13 protein-coding genes are annotated in these 16,635 nt (G+C 37.8%); 4 read left to right on the top strand and 9 right to left on the bottom strand.

What is annotated here, in order from left to right:
- Positions 1–5: 5 nt before the first annotated feature.
- Positions 6–1,190 carry a COG4223 family protein gene (locus tag ACFIJL_RS01020; protein WP_375622106.1) on the bottom strand — a complete coding sequence of 395 codons (1,185 nt, stop codon included), beginning with the start codon at positions 1,188–1,190 and terminating at the stop codon, positions 6–8.
- Positions 1,191–1,476: 286 nt separating this feature from the next.
- Here ACFIJL_RS01020 and tsaD point away from each other — a divergent pair, with 286 nt between their 5' ends.
- The 3 genes from tsaD (at position 1,477) to ACFIJL_RS01005 (ending at position 5,242) form a co-directional block, all read left to right on the top strand.
- Positions 1,477–2,571 (top strand): tRNA (adenosine(37)-N6)-threonylcarbamoyltransferase complex transferase subunit TsaD, encoded by a 1,095-nt coding sequence (gene tsaD / locus ACFIJL_RS01015; protein WP_375622105.1) that lies wholly within the window; start codon positions 1,477–1,479, stop codon positions 2,569–2,571.
- Between the two features lie 662 nt (positions 2,572–3,233).
- Complete coding sequence (locus ACFIJL_RS01010) at positions 3,234–3,668, top strand: EVE domain-containing protein (protein ID WP_375622104.1); 435 nt, start codon at positions 3,234–3,236, stop codon at positions 3,666–3,668.
- 893 nt (positions 3,669–4,561) lie between these two features.
- Positions 4,562–5,242 (top strand): response regulator transcription factor, encoded by a 681-nt coding sequence (locus ACFIJL_RS01005; protein ID WP_375622103.1) that lies wholly within the window; start codon positions 4,562–4,564, stop codon positions 5,240–5,242.
- A gap of 903 nt (positions 5,243–6,145) precedes the next feature.
- On the opposite strand, the gene ACFIJL_RS01000 is transcribed toward ACFIJL_RS01005, so the two are convergent.
- The 5 genes from ACFIJL_RS01000 to argH all read right to left on the bottom strand — a co-directional run bounded on the left by ACFIJL_RS01000 (position 6,146) and on the right by argH (position 12,615).
- Positions 6,146–6,916, bottom strand: a complete 771-nt coding sequence (locus ACFIJL_RS01000) for a class I SAM-dependent methyltransferase (RefSeq protein WP_375622102.1) — start codon at positions 6,914–6,916, stop codon at positions 6,146–6,148.
- A 222-nt stretch (positions 6,917–7,138) separates the two neighbouring features.
- Positions 7,139–9,568 carry a TIGR02302 family protein gene (locus ACFIJL_RS00995; protein ID WP_375622101.1) on the bottom strand — a complete coding sequence of 810 codons (2,430 nt, stop codon included), beginning with the start codon at positions 9,566–9,568 and terminating at the stop codon, positions 7,139–7,141.
- A 126-nt stretch (positions 9,569–9,694) separates the two neighbouring features.
- Complete coding sequence (gene lysA / locus ACFIJL_RS00990; protein ID WP_375622100.1) at positions 9,695–10,975, bottom strand: diaminopimelate decarboxylase; 1,281 nt, start codon at positions 10,973–10,975, stop codon at positions 9,695–9,697.
- An 8-nt stretch (positions 10,976–10,983) separates the two neighbouring features.
- Entirely contained in the window at positions 10,984–11,163 is a 180-nt protein-coding gene (locus ACFIJL_RS00985; RefSeq protein WP_375622099.1) for an LPS translocon maturation chaperone LptM, read from the bottom strand.
- A gap of 51 nt (positions 11,164–11,214) precedes the next feature.
- Entirely contained in the window at positions 11,215–12,615 is a 1,401-nt protein-coding gene (gene argH / locus ACFIJL_RS00980) for an argininosuccinate lyase (RefSeq protein WP_375622098.1), read from the bottom strand.
- Positions 12,616–12,647: 32 nt separating this feature from the next.
- On the opposite strand from argH, the gene ACFIJL_RS00975 reads away from it, so the two are divergent.
- Positions 12,648–13,343 (top strand): TlpA disulfide reductase family protein, encoded by a 696-nt coding sequence (locus ACFIJL_RS00975; protein ID WP_375622097.1) that lies wholly within the window; start codon positions 12,648–12,650, stop codon positions 13,341–13,343.
- 2 nt (positions 13,344–13,345) lie between these two features.
- Here the strand turns inward: ACFIJL_RS00975 and ACFIJL_RS00970 are convergent, their stop codons facing one another.
- The 3 genes from ACFIJL_RS00970 to ACFIJL_RS00960 all read right to left on the bottom strand — a co-directional run bounded on the left by ACFIJL_RS00970 (position 13,346) and on the right by ACFIJL_RS00960 (position 16,047).
- Positions 13,346–13,822, bottom strand: coding sequence for a YaiI/YqxD family protein (locus ACFIJL_RS00970; RefSeq protein ID WP_273790302.1), 477 nt, complete (start codon positions 13,820–13,822; stop codon positions 13,346–13,348).
- A gap of 30 nt (positions 13,823–13,852) precedes the next feature.
- On the bottom strand, positions 13,853–14,707 hold the full coding sequence (locus ACFIJL_RS00965; RefSeq protein ID WP_375622096.1) for a YihY/virulence factor BrkB family protein: 855 nt from the start codon (positions 14,705–14,707) through the stop codon (positions 13,853–13,855).
- A 410-nt stretch (positions 14,708–15,117) separates the two neighbouring features.
- The gene (locus ACFIJL_RS00960; RefSeq protein ID WP_375622095.1) at positions 15,118–16,047 is read right to left on the bottom strand and encodes a prephenate/arogenate dehydrogenase family protein; all 930 of its coding nucleotides are present in this window, start codon (positions 16,045–16,047) and stop codon (positions 15,118–15,120) included.
- Positions 16,048–16,635: the final 588 nt, after the last annotated feature.

Raw genomic sequence — 16,635 nt, 5'->3', positions numbered from 1 at the left:
CCTATTTACATCTTTGTTGCTTTAAAAGATCCTTGGTGCACAGACAATAACAATTGCTGCAACAACTGTTGAATAGCAATATGTCTTTCAAGCTGCTTAATAAAATCCCTTGAAACATCTTTTGCACTTTGGGGCAATGATTGCCATTCGCTCAAAGCCTTTTCGTAATCACCAGCTTGAATGGCAACTTCCATGCGTGCCGCAATAGCCCCCAGCGTTGTCCCTTCAACATTTCCAATCGGTCGCGAAACAATGAGCCCTTTTATCCACGCTAAAATTCGGTCAAAAAAACCAGCATCTGATGCAACAATATTTTGCGTACCAACAATTGCATCGGCAACATGAGCAAAATCAACTGAAAGTTGTGCTGAGCTTGGAAGACCCACTGTAGCTGTTTTTTGCAACACATCAAGTCCATTAATCGAAGGCGATAATTGTTGTAACAGCTTTAATTCATTATTATAAGATCCACCACGTTCTACAGCATTTTTTAATGAACTAATTGCAGTAAAGAGCGCGGTATTTATTTCTTTTTTTTCACTATTTTTAACAGCAATTTCTTCCTGTAGTGCTTCTAACTGTTGTTTTAACGCAGCAAGATCATTTGCATTGCTCAACCCAACAGACAAAGCCGTCTCTATATCTTTCGATTTTCTAATAAAGGTTTGTACAATTTCTTCAAGAGCTTTTACTTTTTCCTCTAAAATCGCAAAAGCTTTTTTGCTTTCTTCTTTCGATAGTTCATCATTTTTCGTTGTTTTAAACTGTTGTGATGAAAAAGAAGAAAACTCTGTTTTTAACGCATCGATTTCTTGAAAGACCCGCCTCAATTGTTCCTTTGTATCTTCACCTTGACTTTTTGCAGCTTCAGCAATCTGCAAAGCTTTTTCCCCCCCAGCAGAATTTCCCACAAAAGGAGAAGGAAAGAAACCAGCCCATTGAAGCCCCATAAAAATTCCCAAAGCAATGAATCCCCCCAAAATTCCAGAAAGGGACAAGAAAAGCCAAGTTGTACCAGAGATACTTTTATCCTGACCTTGCATATTCTGTTTTTCTCGCGCATGAGATTCTACAGAATTGTGGTTTTTTTCCTCTGAATCATGGGGAACAGCTTCATGTTCAATAACTGGTTTCTTACGACGCGTACCAGCATAATGTGGTTTAACTTTTGGTTTTGAAGAATCGACCATCTCTGTCACTTTTCGTGCACACTTTTTTTAATGATAAAATAATAAAATGAAAAAAGTTTTAAAAACGCAGCTTTTCTCAATAATATTTACAATTATCGCCTTTAATAGACAAGTTTTTAAAAAAACATTTGCATTTTATACTCGAAAATACAGCTTTATTTTTTAATCAACGATATCATAAAATTCAAAGAAATAGAAAAATCAATTCTAAGAGAAATACTTTGCATCTTTTTCTGTTCATGGTACGCACGCAGGAAAGAAGCTTCAATATAAGGTTTTGTTTAAAATGCGTCTGCTGGGAATAGAAACAAGTTGTGATGAAACGGCAGCAGCTATCATTGAATATAACAATGAATCAAACAGCCGAATTCTTTCCAATGTTGTTTGGAGTCAAATTGATCACCATGCACCTTACGGCGGTGTTGTTCCTGAAATTGCTGCTCGTGCCCATGTTGAAGTTCTTGATCATTTAATTCTGCAAGCACTAACAGAAGCAAACACAAAATTAAAAGATATTGATGGCATTGCAGCCACCAGTGGACCTGGTTTGATAGGAGGATTGTTGGTAGGCGTTATGAGCGCAAAGGCACTCTCTCTTGCCACTGGCAAACCATTTATTGCGGTAAATCACTTAGAGGGACATGCTTTAACAGCTGTGTTAACGCACAACGTCAGCTTTCCTTATTTATTACTTTTGGTTTCAGGAGGTCATACACAAACAATCCTTGTTCATGGAGTAGGCAACTACCAACGTTTAGGAACCACTATTGATGATGCATTAGGAGAAGCCTTTGATAAAACAGCAAAACTTTTAGGTCTTCCTTATCCTGGTGGACCAGCACTTGAAAAAGCAGCTTTATTTGGTGATAAAAATCGCATCCCTCTTCCACGTCCTTTAAAAGGTGAAAAACGATTAGATTTTTCTTTTTCAGGACTCAAAACTGCTGTTCGACAAGCCGCAACAGCCATAGCTCCTCTTACAGAAAATGATATTGCTGACATTGCCGCAAGTTTTCAAGCCGCCGTAACCGATACAGTACGTGATCGCGTTCACCTCGCTCTACAACACTTTGCCCACCAATATCCTCTCTCTCATAATCAAGAAAAACGTTCTCCTGCTTTGGTTGTTGCGGGCGGCGTTGCCGCAAACCAAGCCATTCGCTCTACATTACAAGAACTTGCCCATCAACATGGTTTTGAATTTATAGCCCCTCCTCTTTCCTTGTGTACCGATAATGCTGCAATGATTGCTTTTGCCGGTGCACAAAAGCTTGCACGGGGAGAAACAAGCCCTCTTGATATTGCCCCTCGCTCACGCTGGCCATTAGATGAAAAAGCCCCCCCCTTGATCGGGATGGGTCGCCGTGGAACAAAAGCATAAGAAAATTAACATCTCTCAAAGAACGAAAATTTTCATTCAATCTGAATCTGTAAACAGTCCGAATTTCTTATCAAGCGAATTTCCCTTGGCTTCCAAATCACACAATTCACTTAACCCAAAGCTCGACACGTAAACCTAAATATTCACCACATATTCTGAAAACCTTCATGTTTCAAAAAACTGCCTTATATCATTACATTTCAAATGACGGTATTTTACAGCATAATAAAACGCACTTTATCGTACGATAGCATAATACCAAGCCATCCCTTTGACATCATCACCTTTGTCCATCTATTTGTTTCATTGCCATTGTAATCTTAAAGCTTTTTAAAACCAATTTTCTTGCTAAATTCTCTCCAACGCAATGCTCCTATAGTAACTACATTTCAAACAGCAGCTGAAAAGATGATTAAGCTTCCACATGGCTGAGCAATTTTAAGTCTATTACTTCGATACACTGATATATTTTTCTGCTACAAGATAAGCAAAGTACCTTTATACAACATGAAATATTAATGGAACGCATTTTTCTATATACAAGTTATTTTGAAACAAGAAATTCTTTACCCCATTTTTAAAATTATCGTTAAGGGTATTACGAAAATACTTATAAAAATTCGTATGATAAATACATAACAATTTATGAAAAAGGTGAACTTATGGCTTATTGGCTTTTTAAATCTGAACCCTATAAATGGTCATGGGAGATGCAAAAGAAAAAAGGAGCTAATGGCGAACAATGGGATGGTGTACGCAATTATCAAGCCCGTAATAATATGCGCGCCATGAAATATGGTGATAAAGGTTTTTTTTATCACTCAAATAAAGGTTTAGAAATTGTGGGCATTGTAGAAATATGTGCTGAAGCACACCCTGATTCTACAAGCTCTGATCCACGCTGGGAATGTGTGGATATCCGTGCACTTTGTGACATGCCAACACCTGTTTCATTAAAACAAATTAAAGCCAACCCCAAACTAGCAAATATGGCGTTGGTCAAAACCAGCCGCTTATCAGTGCAACCCGTGACAGAAGATGAATGGAAAGAAGTCTGTTTGATGGGCAACCTTAAGAGGGAAATGCTTTTATCTTAAAACAATAATTTTTATTCATTAACTCATATAAAAAGATGCTTTATAGCGCAAAAGAATAAGCACAACACATCCTTCTGTTGAGGTATTCTCATGCTAAATGCATAAATATGATATTTTTCTTTGTCATTTTTTATCCTGCACTCTTTCTCAATACAGTCTCCTTCCAAATTACACAAAAAGCCTCTTTATGATGCATCTTTTCGGCATTGCTAAAGGCAAAGCTTGCTCAACGATTATAATAAGCAACACCACGAACATAACACTCAATCCCCTTCGCACACAAATGCAACAAAAAAACAAAACTGAACGTGGATAAAAAATAATAAAAATGATCGTGAAGTTCTCCTAAACAGTGCATATGCGCTAGGTTTTGCACAATTCTCTTCACGCTTAAAAAACGCATCATATTGCGTGTTCATTGTTTTGCATGTTGGACGAGTGCGCCTCATACCGCAGGATTCTCTCATTCCCAACCTGTTTATATTGAATCAATCAAAAGCTATTTGCTTGCACATTACAAGCGGAGAAAGTCCCATATGGATAAAAACCGTGAAAGAAAGAACTAAAAATTCCTCCTATGAATCGTCTCAAGTGCCAAGGACTGTCCGCAACACCCACGAACTAGCAAAGTGAATGATAGTGCCACCTTGTTTCTCCATAAAGCGTAAAGATGATGACACTCAATGGCTAAAACACGTTCTAGAACATAAAAAACGCTTCCAACCAATACGTAAAATACTCTACAGACGGAATACCTTCTTTTCAGCAAGCAACCATTAGAAATTATAAAAATTTATTTTTTAGAAGCGCTCTCTTTTAATTTTTCTTGCATGAAATCTCATTTTTCATGAAACTATACCAATCAGTGCATCAACATGCCTATAAGGAAAAACATGAACCACTATACTCTTTTAATCGTTGAAGATGATGATCTACGCCCCATTTTAGTAGAACAATTGCAAATGCATCAAGAGTTTAAAATTTTCCAAGCAAAAACAGCAGAAGCGGGAATGAGAATAATCCAAGAAGAAAATATTGATCTCACTATTTTGGGATTTCAACTTCCTGATCTTGATGGCTACAAAGCCGTTAAACAATTACGCACCCAAGGATTTCGTGCCCCCATTATCATGATAATAAATTATGATACAGACTGTGATAATATTTTAGATCTTGAAACAGGCGCCAATGATTATGTAACAAAACCCTTTCGCTTTGCGGTGTTATTAGCGAGAATTCGAGCACAGTTGCGCCAATATGAACAAAATGAAGACGCAACCTTTCATATTGGTCCCTATACTTTTAAACTAAGACAAAAACTTCTTCTTGATCAATGCAACAATAAAATCTGTCTCACAGAAAAAGAAGCAGCGATCCTTAAATGTCTCTATCATGCCAATGATAAAATTGTCAGCCGTGAAACATTGTTAGAACAAGTTTGGGGATATAATGAAAATATTATCACCCATACTTTAGAAACCCATATCTATCGTTTGCGACAAAAAATCGAAAACGATCCCTCCAATGCACAAATTCTCATGACAGATCAAAATGGTTATCGTTTAAATCTTTAATTCGAGATTTACTGTTTCAAAAATAATTTTAATATCCTAAATGAAAACAAAAACGAGATAAAAAAACTTCGCATATAATAATTCGAATGCTATTACATAGAACTTACTCTTATGACAAAAGATATAACATTATGAATAAAAAACGAAATATTCCAACATGAGAACCAGAAACAAAAATGCTTTCAAACCTCACAATATACTTTGTAACTTCTGTTTCACATGCTTTTGTTCTTTTTAAAATTTTTAATATGTTCCGCATATAAATAATCGTGATATCTTTTAGCAACATTCTTGATCATAACTATCATCTTTAGATGAGTGCTATTTATGATTATTTTTTCAGAAACACCGCTCCACGCACTGCTTTATCTCACATTCACTAGCCTAAATTGAGAGATGTTTTTTATCTTTATAGTTTTCCTCCATTCTTTATGATTTTATATTCTCTTAAGAGATGGTATAATTTAATGATATAACGCTAAATGTTTATCCTAACGATAAAGCCATAGAGCACCACCATCTTTACGCTTATAAAAGAACAAACCGGCACCATCACACACTTTGTTAGATCTCGATGTTGCAAGAGGAGCCCTTGATACTTGAGATGGTTCATAAGAAGCATTTTAATCCTTCCTTGTACAGTTTTTAACCACCATGAACCATATTATGTAAGATCCCTTGGACTCTGCTATTTTTATGCTTACGAAGATACCAGCATTTTTTCTCTTAAAATGTTTCCACTATTCATGAAATATGGTTCGGTATATAGATACTTGAGATTTTTTATTCACATGCCAATTCCACATATTAATGTACAAAGGAATATTTTTTAATTGTAAATGCAAAAAATTGAAATAAGAGAATGCCTCTATATTTGCGGTTCTTATGACAATGACAAAATGATTAATTATCTTTATAAATTAAAATATTTCTTGTCTGTGGTGATAAAGCAGGAATAAAAATACGTCGCGACTGACGACGCTGTACGAGCAAACCCTGATAAACACGTTTTTGTGCTTGACACATTAAGAGTCCACCAAAATAAGGCAAAAGATAGCGAGCAAATGGCTCATAAAAAAATGAGAACAACCGCGAAAAATACCCCGTAGAGGGCATATAGTGTACAATTTCTTGTATTGGCCCAGAAACAAAATTTGTTTTTTCGAACAAACGAATAATCTGTTGCCGACTATAGGGTTCGCCATAACCAAAGGGCGTAGTAATATTGCGCGCCCAAAAACCAGAGCGATTAGGTACAATAACGATCAAGTGGCCATTAGGTGCTAAAACACGCCATATTTCATTCAACGTTTCAAATGAATTTTCTGTATATTCTAATGCATGGACCAATAAAATACAGTCAACTGACGCATCAGGAAGGGGCAAATCTTCTTCAAAAACAAGCGCTGTAGCAACTTGCTCAGCACAAGGCCAAGGCGAAGCACCCTGAGCAGCAGGCATAAAAGCAAAACATTGTTGGGCACGTTCACGCAATACAGAAAGATAAGGAAGCGCATAACCCAACCCCATAATTCGTTTATCGGTAAGATCAGGCCACCATAAATTCAATTGGTCACACAACGTCTTTTGCACACGCAGCCCAAGTGCAGAAGCATAAAAATCTTTCAGCGTAACGATATCCAACTCAACATACCATGTAGAAACAAATTTCAAACATTACAGATTTTCATATACCAAACCTATATGGACTTCTGCTCTTTTTCCGCAATAGCGAACATTTCAATATTGCATATTTTAAACTTAAATGATCAAAAAATCAGTACAGCAGGATGATTATTGCGTTACAAGCACTTTAATCATTTTTTTAGAGATGAACTCCATAGAGGTTCTTCATACACTGTTTTTGACATCAATTAAGAAAAAAGCCAACATTGGTTAATTAAAATGAAGCAATCTTTCAAGATAGTTTTTTTCTTCTTCTGGAAGATGCTCTTTACCAAGACGTTTGCGAATTTCATCCAAAATCTGCCGCGTACGCATTTGATCACTTTCTTGTGGTAGTGCCTCACCTTCTTGTTTTTCATCTGTTTTTGAAGAAAGTGGACGTCCTAACGGATCTTTAGGACCAGAATCAGCATTTTGATCATCTCCCGTTTCTTTGAGTGTTTCGCGCATTTTTTTCAAAACATTTTGTGCACCTTGCCTCAAAGATTCCAAAGCATCAGACTGATTTTGTATAGATACCTGATGATTTCCATTATCAAGAGCATTTTCCGCAGAATTCATTTTTTCTTCTGCCATTTTTAATGCGCCCCCTGTTTCAAATCCTTGTTCTGATAATTCTTTTTCCAATGTTGATAATTCAGACTGCAATTCAGCTTGACGTTTTTTTAAAGATTTTTTTTGTGTTTCCGGTACATTTTCTCCGCGTTTTTGTTCCATCTCTAACTGATGTGTTTCATTGAGAATTTCTTGCTGACGACGCATTAAATCTCCAAGCTGGTCCATCTTTTCTTTCATTTGTGCAGATTGGCTTTTTTCTCCCTCATTTTGATTGCCTTTTTGCACCTGCAAATGATCAAGCGTCTGTTCAACTTCCGCCAAGAGTTGTTCAGCTGCTAAAGAAGAACCCGTTTTAGCCATTTCCTCAATTAAATTTAGTTTTTCTTGTAATGTAGCTTCAGAAAGATTAGGACTTTTTGAGCTTTTAGAATTTTTAGAAACTTGACTATCTGGTGTTTTTTCAGCCAAAGCACGAATATACTCATCCATAGCTTGACGTAAATCTGCCATAAGCCGTTCAATTTCTGCCGCTGGAGCACCGTAACGCAATGCATCACGTAAAGCAGCTTGTGCTTGTTTTAACTTTTTTTGCACGGATTCAAGTTGATTGCCTTCAATACCCAAAGCAATTTGCCATAAATAATCCACCACATCGCGCAAATCCTCGTCTGTTTGTGCCAAAGAAAGTCTTGTCCACGCACTTTGTAGAACAATAAAATGCGATGCATTTTGCAGCCCCTTTTCTGGACGCACAAGCAAAGCAGAAAGCATATCCAATACACGCTCTCTCGCAGAAGCATCAAGCGCTAATAAACGACGCAATTCAACCACTGCGCGTGCAACAGGATTCGAAAAAACACGCTGTGGTAATATCATAACAAAAGTTTTGCTACGCCCTTTCTGCCCCGCACCATCTTCTGCCACCAAAGTAATTTTAACTTGCGAACCCGCCCATGGATGCGCTGATACATCGTGCACCGTCCGCATTTTCCCCTTTCCACCACGCGGAAGAAGAAGCTCTATTTCCGGAGCATTATAAAGAGAAGAAACACTTTTATTCTGAGGAAGAAAAGGCTCTATTTCAACAAAAGCCTTTGTCACACCATAATCATCATCCACCACATATCGTAACTCCAATGATCCCGTTAAAATCCTCCCTGGTTTTTCCAACCAATGAATTGTTGGAAGCGTGTCCTTAATTATCTGCAAATGCCATTGCTGTTTTTTACGACGTGATGATACAAATAAATTTATTGAATGCTTTAAATGTGTTTCAAAATGAACGATTGGATCATTCAAAGTTGTTTGTTCCGTTTTCTCTGAAAACGAAACTTCCCTCCCATCTTCTACAGACTTTGCTTTTACTGTAATGCCAGCCCCATTGACAACGCGCACAACAACATTACTCCCTTCAGGGATTTCTCGTTGTGTTTTCTCATCTTTTGTCAAATAAATCGGTGCCACACCGGTATAAGCAGGGGGTGTTACCCAAGCATCAATCCGCATGAGTTTTTCATCAACGACAGGACGAAAATCAAAGGCATCAGCCAAACGCCCCCCTTGTGAACCAAAAGAAAAACTAAAAGCGCACACAAAAAGAAGAGCACACAAAGCCCTCAAAGCCAAAGGATCATAATCCGCACTATTAAGAGAGATAAATCCAGTTTTTAAATGGTATAATTGCTTTGCCATTCGGCATTGATGTTCACGCCAAATAACAGCACTAAAATCTTCATCATTTTCAGAACATAAACGATCTGTCTGAATATTCAAAGGCTGGTGTCTAAGATCATTGACGCGTTCAAGGCGGCAATTTACTTCCCGCATTGTGGGAAACCGAAAACGAATAAGAAAAAATAAACTCGCCCCAGCACAAACAAGTATAACCCCAAGTAAAAGCAAATGTGACCAATAGCCCAAAATGCCAAAAAGTCCCAACCAGCTAAACGAACAAAAGAGACTAAGAACGAGGAAAAATGGCAACAACCGTACCCACATCCGTTCAAATGAAAGGATCCCCCACATCAAAATGCGCACACACAAAAGCTTCATTGCAAAACCTTTGATGTTTTTATTTTTCATAAACAAGCATTTATCCCCTTTTATCGTGGTGCATTAAGATCATAAACCCCATACAAAACAATTTCTAGAAAATAAATTGTTTCATCAAAGTTTAGTAAAAATAAGACCCAAAATATTTAATAATGCTCAATCTAATTTGGGCTCAATCCAATCTGGAATATGATCACAGCCTATCAATTGTGCATAATCAAGGCGTGGACGAATGACTGCATAACGTGTATCCTGAACTAGAACTTCCGGCACCAAAAGTCGACTATTATAAGTGCTTGCCATCACTGCGCCATAAGCCCCTGCTCCTGTTAACATCAAAACATCACCCGCTTTTAACACTGGTAAAGAACGTTCCAAGCCTAAATAATCACCAGTTTCACAAATAGGACCAACAATATCAGCATTAATCAGAGGGGCATCTACTGGTGTTTTTTTCACTGGCATTACATTTTGCCACGCATCATAAAGCGTTGGACGCATGAAATCATTCATCGCCGCATCAACAATAACAAAATTTCGTCCTTCCCCCTTTTTTAAATACACAACCGATGTTACCAACACACCGGCTTCACCAACAATACTACGCCCAGGTTCTAAGATAATATTGATCCCTAAAGGCGCAATATGTTTCTTTACCAGTGCTGCATACTCAAAAGGAGAAGGTACTGGATGCTTCTCATAACCATAAGGAATACCAAGCCCGCCCCCAATATCGATATGGGTTATCGCATAACCATTATTCCATAATTGACGCACAAAATCTGCAACAATAACAAATGCATCTTCAAACGGTTTTAAATCACAAATTTGACTGCCAATATGGAGATCAACACCACACACATGAAGACCAGGCAATTGAGCTGCTTTTTTATATGCATCACCCGCCAAAGACAGTGGAATACCAAATTTATTCTCAGACTTACCTGTTGTAATTTTTTTGTGAGTCTTAGCATCCACATCAGGATTAATGCGTAAAGAAATACGAGCTGTTTTTGAAAGCGCAGCAGCCCGCGCCGATAATTGTTCAAGTTCTGGCTCTGATTCAACATTAAAACAATAAATATCTTGTGCAAGAGCAAAATCTATTTCTCTCACTGTTTTACCAACACCAGAATAAACAATATTCTGTGCAGGAATACCAACAGCAAGTGCACGCCGTAATTCCCCTTCTGAGACCACATCAGCTCCCGCTCCATTGTTAGCTAAAAGTTGTAAAACTGCTTGATTGGAATTCGCTTTAACCGCATAAGCAATTAAACTCGGCATATCATGAAATGCATTCTGATAATCTTTAAAATGTGCAACGATTGCGCTAGCTGAATAACAATAAAAAGGTGTTTCAACTTCCCGCGCAAGTTCCAAAAGAGAAAGACCTTCAGCGTGAAGCACACCCTGATGATAAGAAAAAAAACGCATAAAAATTCCTATTGTATTAACCGATCAAGAATAAAAGGTTTATCTGTTTTACCTTGAGAAACAAAAGTTCCTTGTGAAGAATTCACTCCTGTTGAAGGAGGTAACTCTAATGACCCTTTACGCCCACACCCAACGATACCCAAGCCCCCAAAAAGGACAATTATCAACCCCTTTAATATAATTTTCATCTGTCCTCTTTCCTCATCTCGATCTCTTTGTTACCTTTAAAATACAATCACTCAAGCGCTCACGAGACGCTTTTTCCAATACGCAATTTGCCGAAGAACCTCTGAAGGCGCTGTTCCCCCAAAGCTTTTACGACTTTCAACAGATTTTTCAACGGTCAAAACATCAAAAAGTGCCGCATTGATATCAGGACAAATTGCTTGAAGTTCATCTAATGATAAATCCTGAAGGCGACACTGTTTTCTTTCTGCCAATGCTACAGCACGCCCCGTTATATGATGTGCTTCACGAAAAGGAATCCCTAATTCACGTACAAGCCAATCAGCAAAATCCGTAGCTGTTGCATATCCTAAATCTGCTGCTTGTTTCATGGCTTTTTTATTCACTTTCAAATCAGCAATCATCCCTGTCATTGCTGCTAGTGATAATTCCAAACTCAAAGCCCCATCAAACACATATTCCTTATCTTCTTGCATATCCTTTGAATAAGCAAGCGGTAATCCTTTCATCACCGTTAACAATCCCATAAGCGCACCATTCAATCGACCTGCTTTTGCTCGTACTAACTCTGCCGCATCAGGATTTCTCTTTTGTGGCATAATGGAAGACCCTGTTGAAAAAGCATCTGATAAATGAATAAAACAAAACTGTGCACTTGACCAAAGAATTATTTCTTCCGCCAATCGCGAAAGATGTGTTGCACAAAGAGCGCCAGCGCTTAAAAATTCCAATGCAAAGTCACGATCTGAAACACTATCAATTGAATTGCGTGTAGGTTCGCGAAAGCCTAGCGCTTTTGCTGTCATAAAACGGTCAATTGGAAAGCCTGTCCCCGCTAAAGCAGCCGCCCCTAAAGGCGATTCATTCATTCGCTCAAGAGCATCACGCATCCGCGATAAATCTCGACCAAACATTTCAACATAAGCCATCATATAATGACCCAATGTTATGGGTTGAGCCAATTGTAAATGCGTAAAGCCTGGCATAAAGGTATCAACATGTTGTTCTGCGCGAATAAGTAATTGCTCTATCAATCCTTTTAAAGCTTGTGCTATCTTTTGCGTTGCTTCACGTACCCACAAGCGAAAATCAACAGCAACTTGATCATTGCGTGAACGCGCCGTATGCAAACGCCCAGCTACAGGACCTATCAATTCGCTCAACCGCGCTTCAATATTCATATGAATATCTTCAAGCTTTCGTGAAAAAACAAATTTACCGTCTTCAATTTCTTGGCGAATAAGTTTCAAACCATGAACAATTTTTTCATAATCTGATTGTGAAATGATTTTCGTTTGCGTTAACATAGCCGCATGAGAAAGAGAACCTTCAATATCTTGTCGATAAAGTTTTTGATCAAAATCAATAGAGGCATTAATTTCTTCCATAATTGCAGCAGGACCTGCCGCAAACCGACCACCCCACATTTGGTTCTTTAACTTCTCATCTGTCATATTCTGAAAACACCCCTCCAAAGGACAAAATTATGATTTTTCAAATTTTCATCAGCAAAAAAAACAATAAAAAAAGGCAACTTTCCCTTGCATTCTTTATCATTGCATTGAGTTTATACGCAACCATAAACTACGATACCAAAAGAGAGTTTTTTCTTTTCAATTTCATTTCAGCAGCACAAGCACAAGAAATAAATACTAATAAAGCACGAGCAGAAAAAATGATGGCGATACGAAAAGCAGCAAAAGGCTTTTTTAGCCACATACGATTTGCTGATACGCCCTCAGATATGAATAAACTCTCTTTCAAGGATATTCTAGGAAAAGAGCACACACTCAGCGAATTTACTGGAAAACCAATGCTGGTCAATCTATGGGCTATTTGGTGTGCACCTTGCCGCACAGAAATGCCCGAACTTGCGCAATTAAAACGTGAATTAGGTGGAGAAAACTTTGATGTCATAGCGATTAATATCGATAAAACTGCTTCTCCTGAAAAAATTCAGCAATTTTTACAGAATATTCATTCAGATAATTTGCTTTACTATCGCGATGAAACAATGGATATTTTCAACAATGTTAGAAAACAGGGGCTCGCTTTAGGACTCCCCATTACATTGCTTATTGATAAAGAGGGATATCTCATTGCTTCCTTCAATGGTGCAGCACCATGGGCCAATGACGATGCCAAAGCACTTATAAAAGCAGTCATTAAAGAAGCCCTATAACTTTAATAACCTCGTCTTTTTAAACGTTGTATAACAAGATCCAGTGCTGACAAAAAAGCAGAACGGTCTTTACGAGAAAAAGGACGAGGACCACCTATTATACTGCCCTGTCCACGCAAATCTTCCATCAAATTGCGCATCGCCAAAGCCTGACCAATTGAATTTACATCAAAAATACGCCCCGTTGGCGAAAGACAAAAACCCCCAGCTTGCACAACCCGTGCTGCTAAAGGAATATCACTGGTAATAACGATACTTGCCTCATGCACATGTTCTACAATCCAATCATCAGCACCATTGAATTCACCGGCAACGACCACTCTTTCAATGAGTGCTTCATCTGGAAGGGACAAAGAACGATTTGCCACAACAAATGTCTTAAGCTGATAACGATTCATCACACGATAAACTTCATCTTTTACGGGACAAGCATCTGCATCAATCAACAAAGTGATAGCAGGCTTTATTGGGATATTCATACCTTGGCTTTCAAGCAATAATAAGCTCTTTCATTCATCTGAATGTTGCAAATCCTTGCGATAAAACATTATCGCCGCGTTTATTTCTCCTCCCAAAATAAAAATTGCACTCAATATGTAGAGAAAAATAATAGCAACCATAATAGATGCCAACCCTGCATAGGTAGAAATATAATCAAACATCGTTAAATATTGCGCAAAAGCGATAGAAGCCATAAACCATATAAACATTGTCACCACTATTCCTGGTAAAATATCTATAAATTTCCGCCGCCCTGCTGGAAGCCATTTATGAACAATCAAAAGACTGATAAACAAAATAACGATTGCAACTGTATAACGCCATACACGAATAACAGCAATATATTCAGTCATAAAAAAAGAATGATTTTGCATAATTTTGATCAACAAAGGCGCCAGAATCAATAAAAAGCTAATCACAACAAGACCAACAGCACCAAGGATTACAAAAAACAGACTTTGAAAACGACAAAATAACAAACTCCGTCGATCAGTAACACGGTAAGCTTTATTTAAAGCCGTACGCAACGCCTCTATCCCATTAGAAGCAAAATAAGCCGCTCCAATGACAGAAAGCGTCAGCACACCGCCTCGATGAATGGTTAAAACATTGACAATTTCTTGGGATAAAGGCTCTGCAATAACATCAGGCAATAACTGCACCAGTGCTTTAATTTTTTGCGGTGTATAGGTAAAAGCCCCTAGAAAACGAGCAAAAGATGTTCCGAAAATAAAAAAAGGGAAAAATGCTAAAAGCCCCGATAGCGCAACATGGCTCGCAAAAGCACTTCCATTATCACGCCAATAATGACTTATTGCGTCACACAAAATACGATAGCTATACCAAAAGATATTTTTTAACAAAACTCAATACTTTCTGGTAAAACTCTTCCTCAGTCTATTTCAAGTTTTATAAAAATCATCAAAACTCTGCAAATAAACATTTTGCAATGTTGCAATATAACGGTCAATAATCAATACGGTCAAGCCCGACTTTATACCAAAACAAAAACAATAACCCACTCTATGAAGTTCTACAACGACCTCATTTTTTTGTTACTTCTACAGATCAGTAACCTCTTCTGTACATCATATGTCCTATAGAGAACTAAGCAAGATGATCGTGCACACATAAAACCTTTTGAAGTCATGGTTATCTATATCGGAGCAATCGCCACTCTTTTTTATTGCAATCTATGACTGAGTAGAGAAAAAACTTCTTATCGGTTTTTAGAAAAAACCAACGAAATTCAACAAAAACCTCTTGTTTTTACTCACCCTTTTTTAGAAACATTCTGACGCCCAAAATCAGGAGCATCAATTTCCTGTCCAGCATCAATAATATTGCGGCGTACAGCACGCGTACGTGTAAAAAAGTTAAACAGTGTCTCACCATCTCCTAAATGAATTGCCCGTTCTAAAAAAGCAAGCCCCTCACTAAAACGGCTCAACATTTCTAAAATAGCATCCTTATTATGCAAACAAATATCTCGCCACATAACGGGATCAGAAGATGCTAAACGCGTAAAATCACGAAAACCGGAAGCGGAATAAGCAATCACTTCCGAATTTGTTACTTTTTCTAAATCACTCGCTGTCCCAACAGTATTATACGCAATCAAATGGGGTAAATGTGAAACAATAGCCAAAACAAGATCATGATGCTTAGGTTCCATCTTTTCGACACGCGCACCACAAGCTTCCCAAAACGCTGTTAATTGTGCGACAGCAGCAGCATCGCTATCCGCAAAAGGCGTTAAAATACACCAACGATTCATAAATAAATCAGCAAAACCAGCATCCGGTCCTGAATATTCCGTTCCAGCAATTGGATGCCCTGGAATAAAATGAACCGTTTTTGGCAATAAAGGTGCCATTTCCGCAATAACCAACGCTTTCGTAGAACCAACATCACTCACAATCGCTCCAAGTTTTAAATGATCACGAATGGTTTTTGCCACTTCTGCACTAGCCCCAACAGGAACAGAAAGAATAACCAAATCTGCTCCTTCAACAGCTTTTGCATTATCTGTCGTATAAAAGTCCCCAAGCTCCAATTCTCGCGCTCTTTTCAGGGTTTCTGGACGACGTGTTGCAATAGAAATCTGAGCCGCAAGATTTTTCTTTTTAATCACTCTTGCTAAAGAAGACCCAATCAGACCGATCCCAATGAGCGCTATTTTTTCAAATTGAATATGGAGCATCTTTCACCTTTAAGGATTCTTTACAAATGGCAACAAAGACAGTCGTAAAAATCATAATTTTCCTGTCTGTTTATTCAAGAGTTATGCGCAAAACATTAAAAAACTACAACTAGGGAATAAAGAATAACGCAGTTTACCAATCACCACCTGCGCCAAACTGACAACAGATCATTTTACTTACAAAAACACAAAAAAATGAGTGACGAAAAATGTAACATTAAGCTCTAAACACTCACTTCATTGCTGACCAGAGCGCACCACTGAAACAAAATAAAATGCATTCTCATAAATTCTTTATCAAGACAATAACAACCTTACACAAATCTCATCAGGTTACTTTAATCTCACTAATTTACTCTCAAAAAAACGTATCAAAAGCGTAAGCAGATACCCTTCTAAATTACCACAATACATTATATTGATTGGTACAATTGGTAAATTCTATAACATCAAAACAAGTTTTGCGAGTATTGAACACACCGTAAAATAACGCATTCTCAAAAATACAGCTTCTTCAACCTCTACTTGATAATACAACAGTTTTAATTGCTGAAAATGCCTCTGTATTGTATTCAAAATAAAAAATCA

It is taken from the genome of Bartonella sp. TT119HLJHH, assembly GCF_042193385.1.
Classification (GTDB): domain Bacteria; phylum Pseudomonadota; class Alphaproteobacteria; order Rhizobiales; family Rhizobiaceae; genus Bartonella.
Note: the sequence above shows the minus strand (reverse complement) of the source record. Positions and strands in the feature narration are given on the sequence as shown.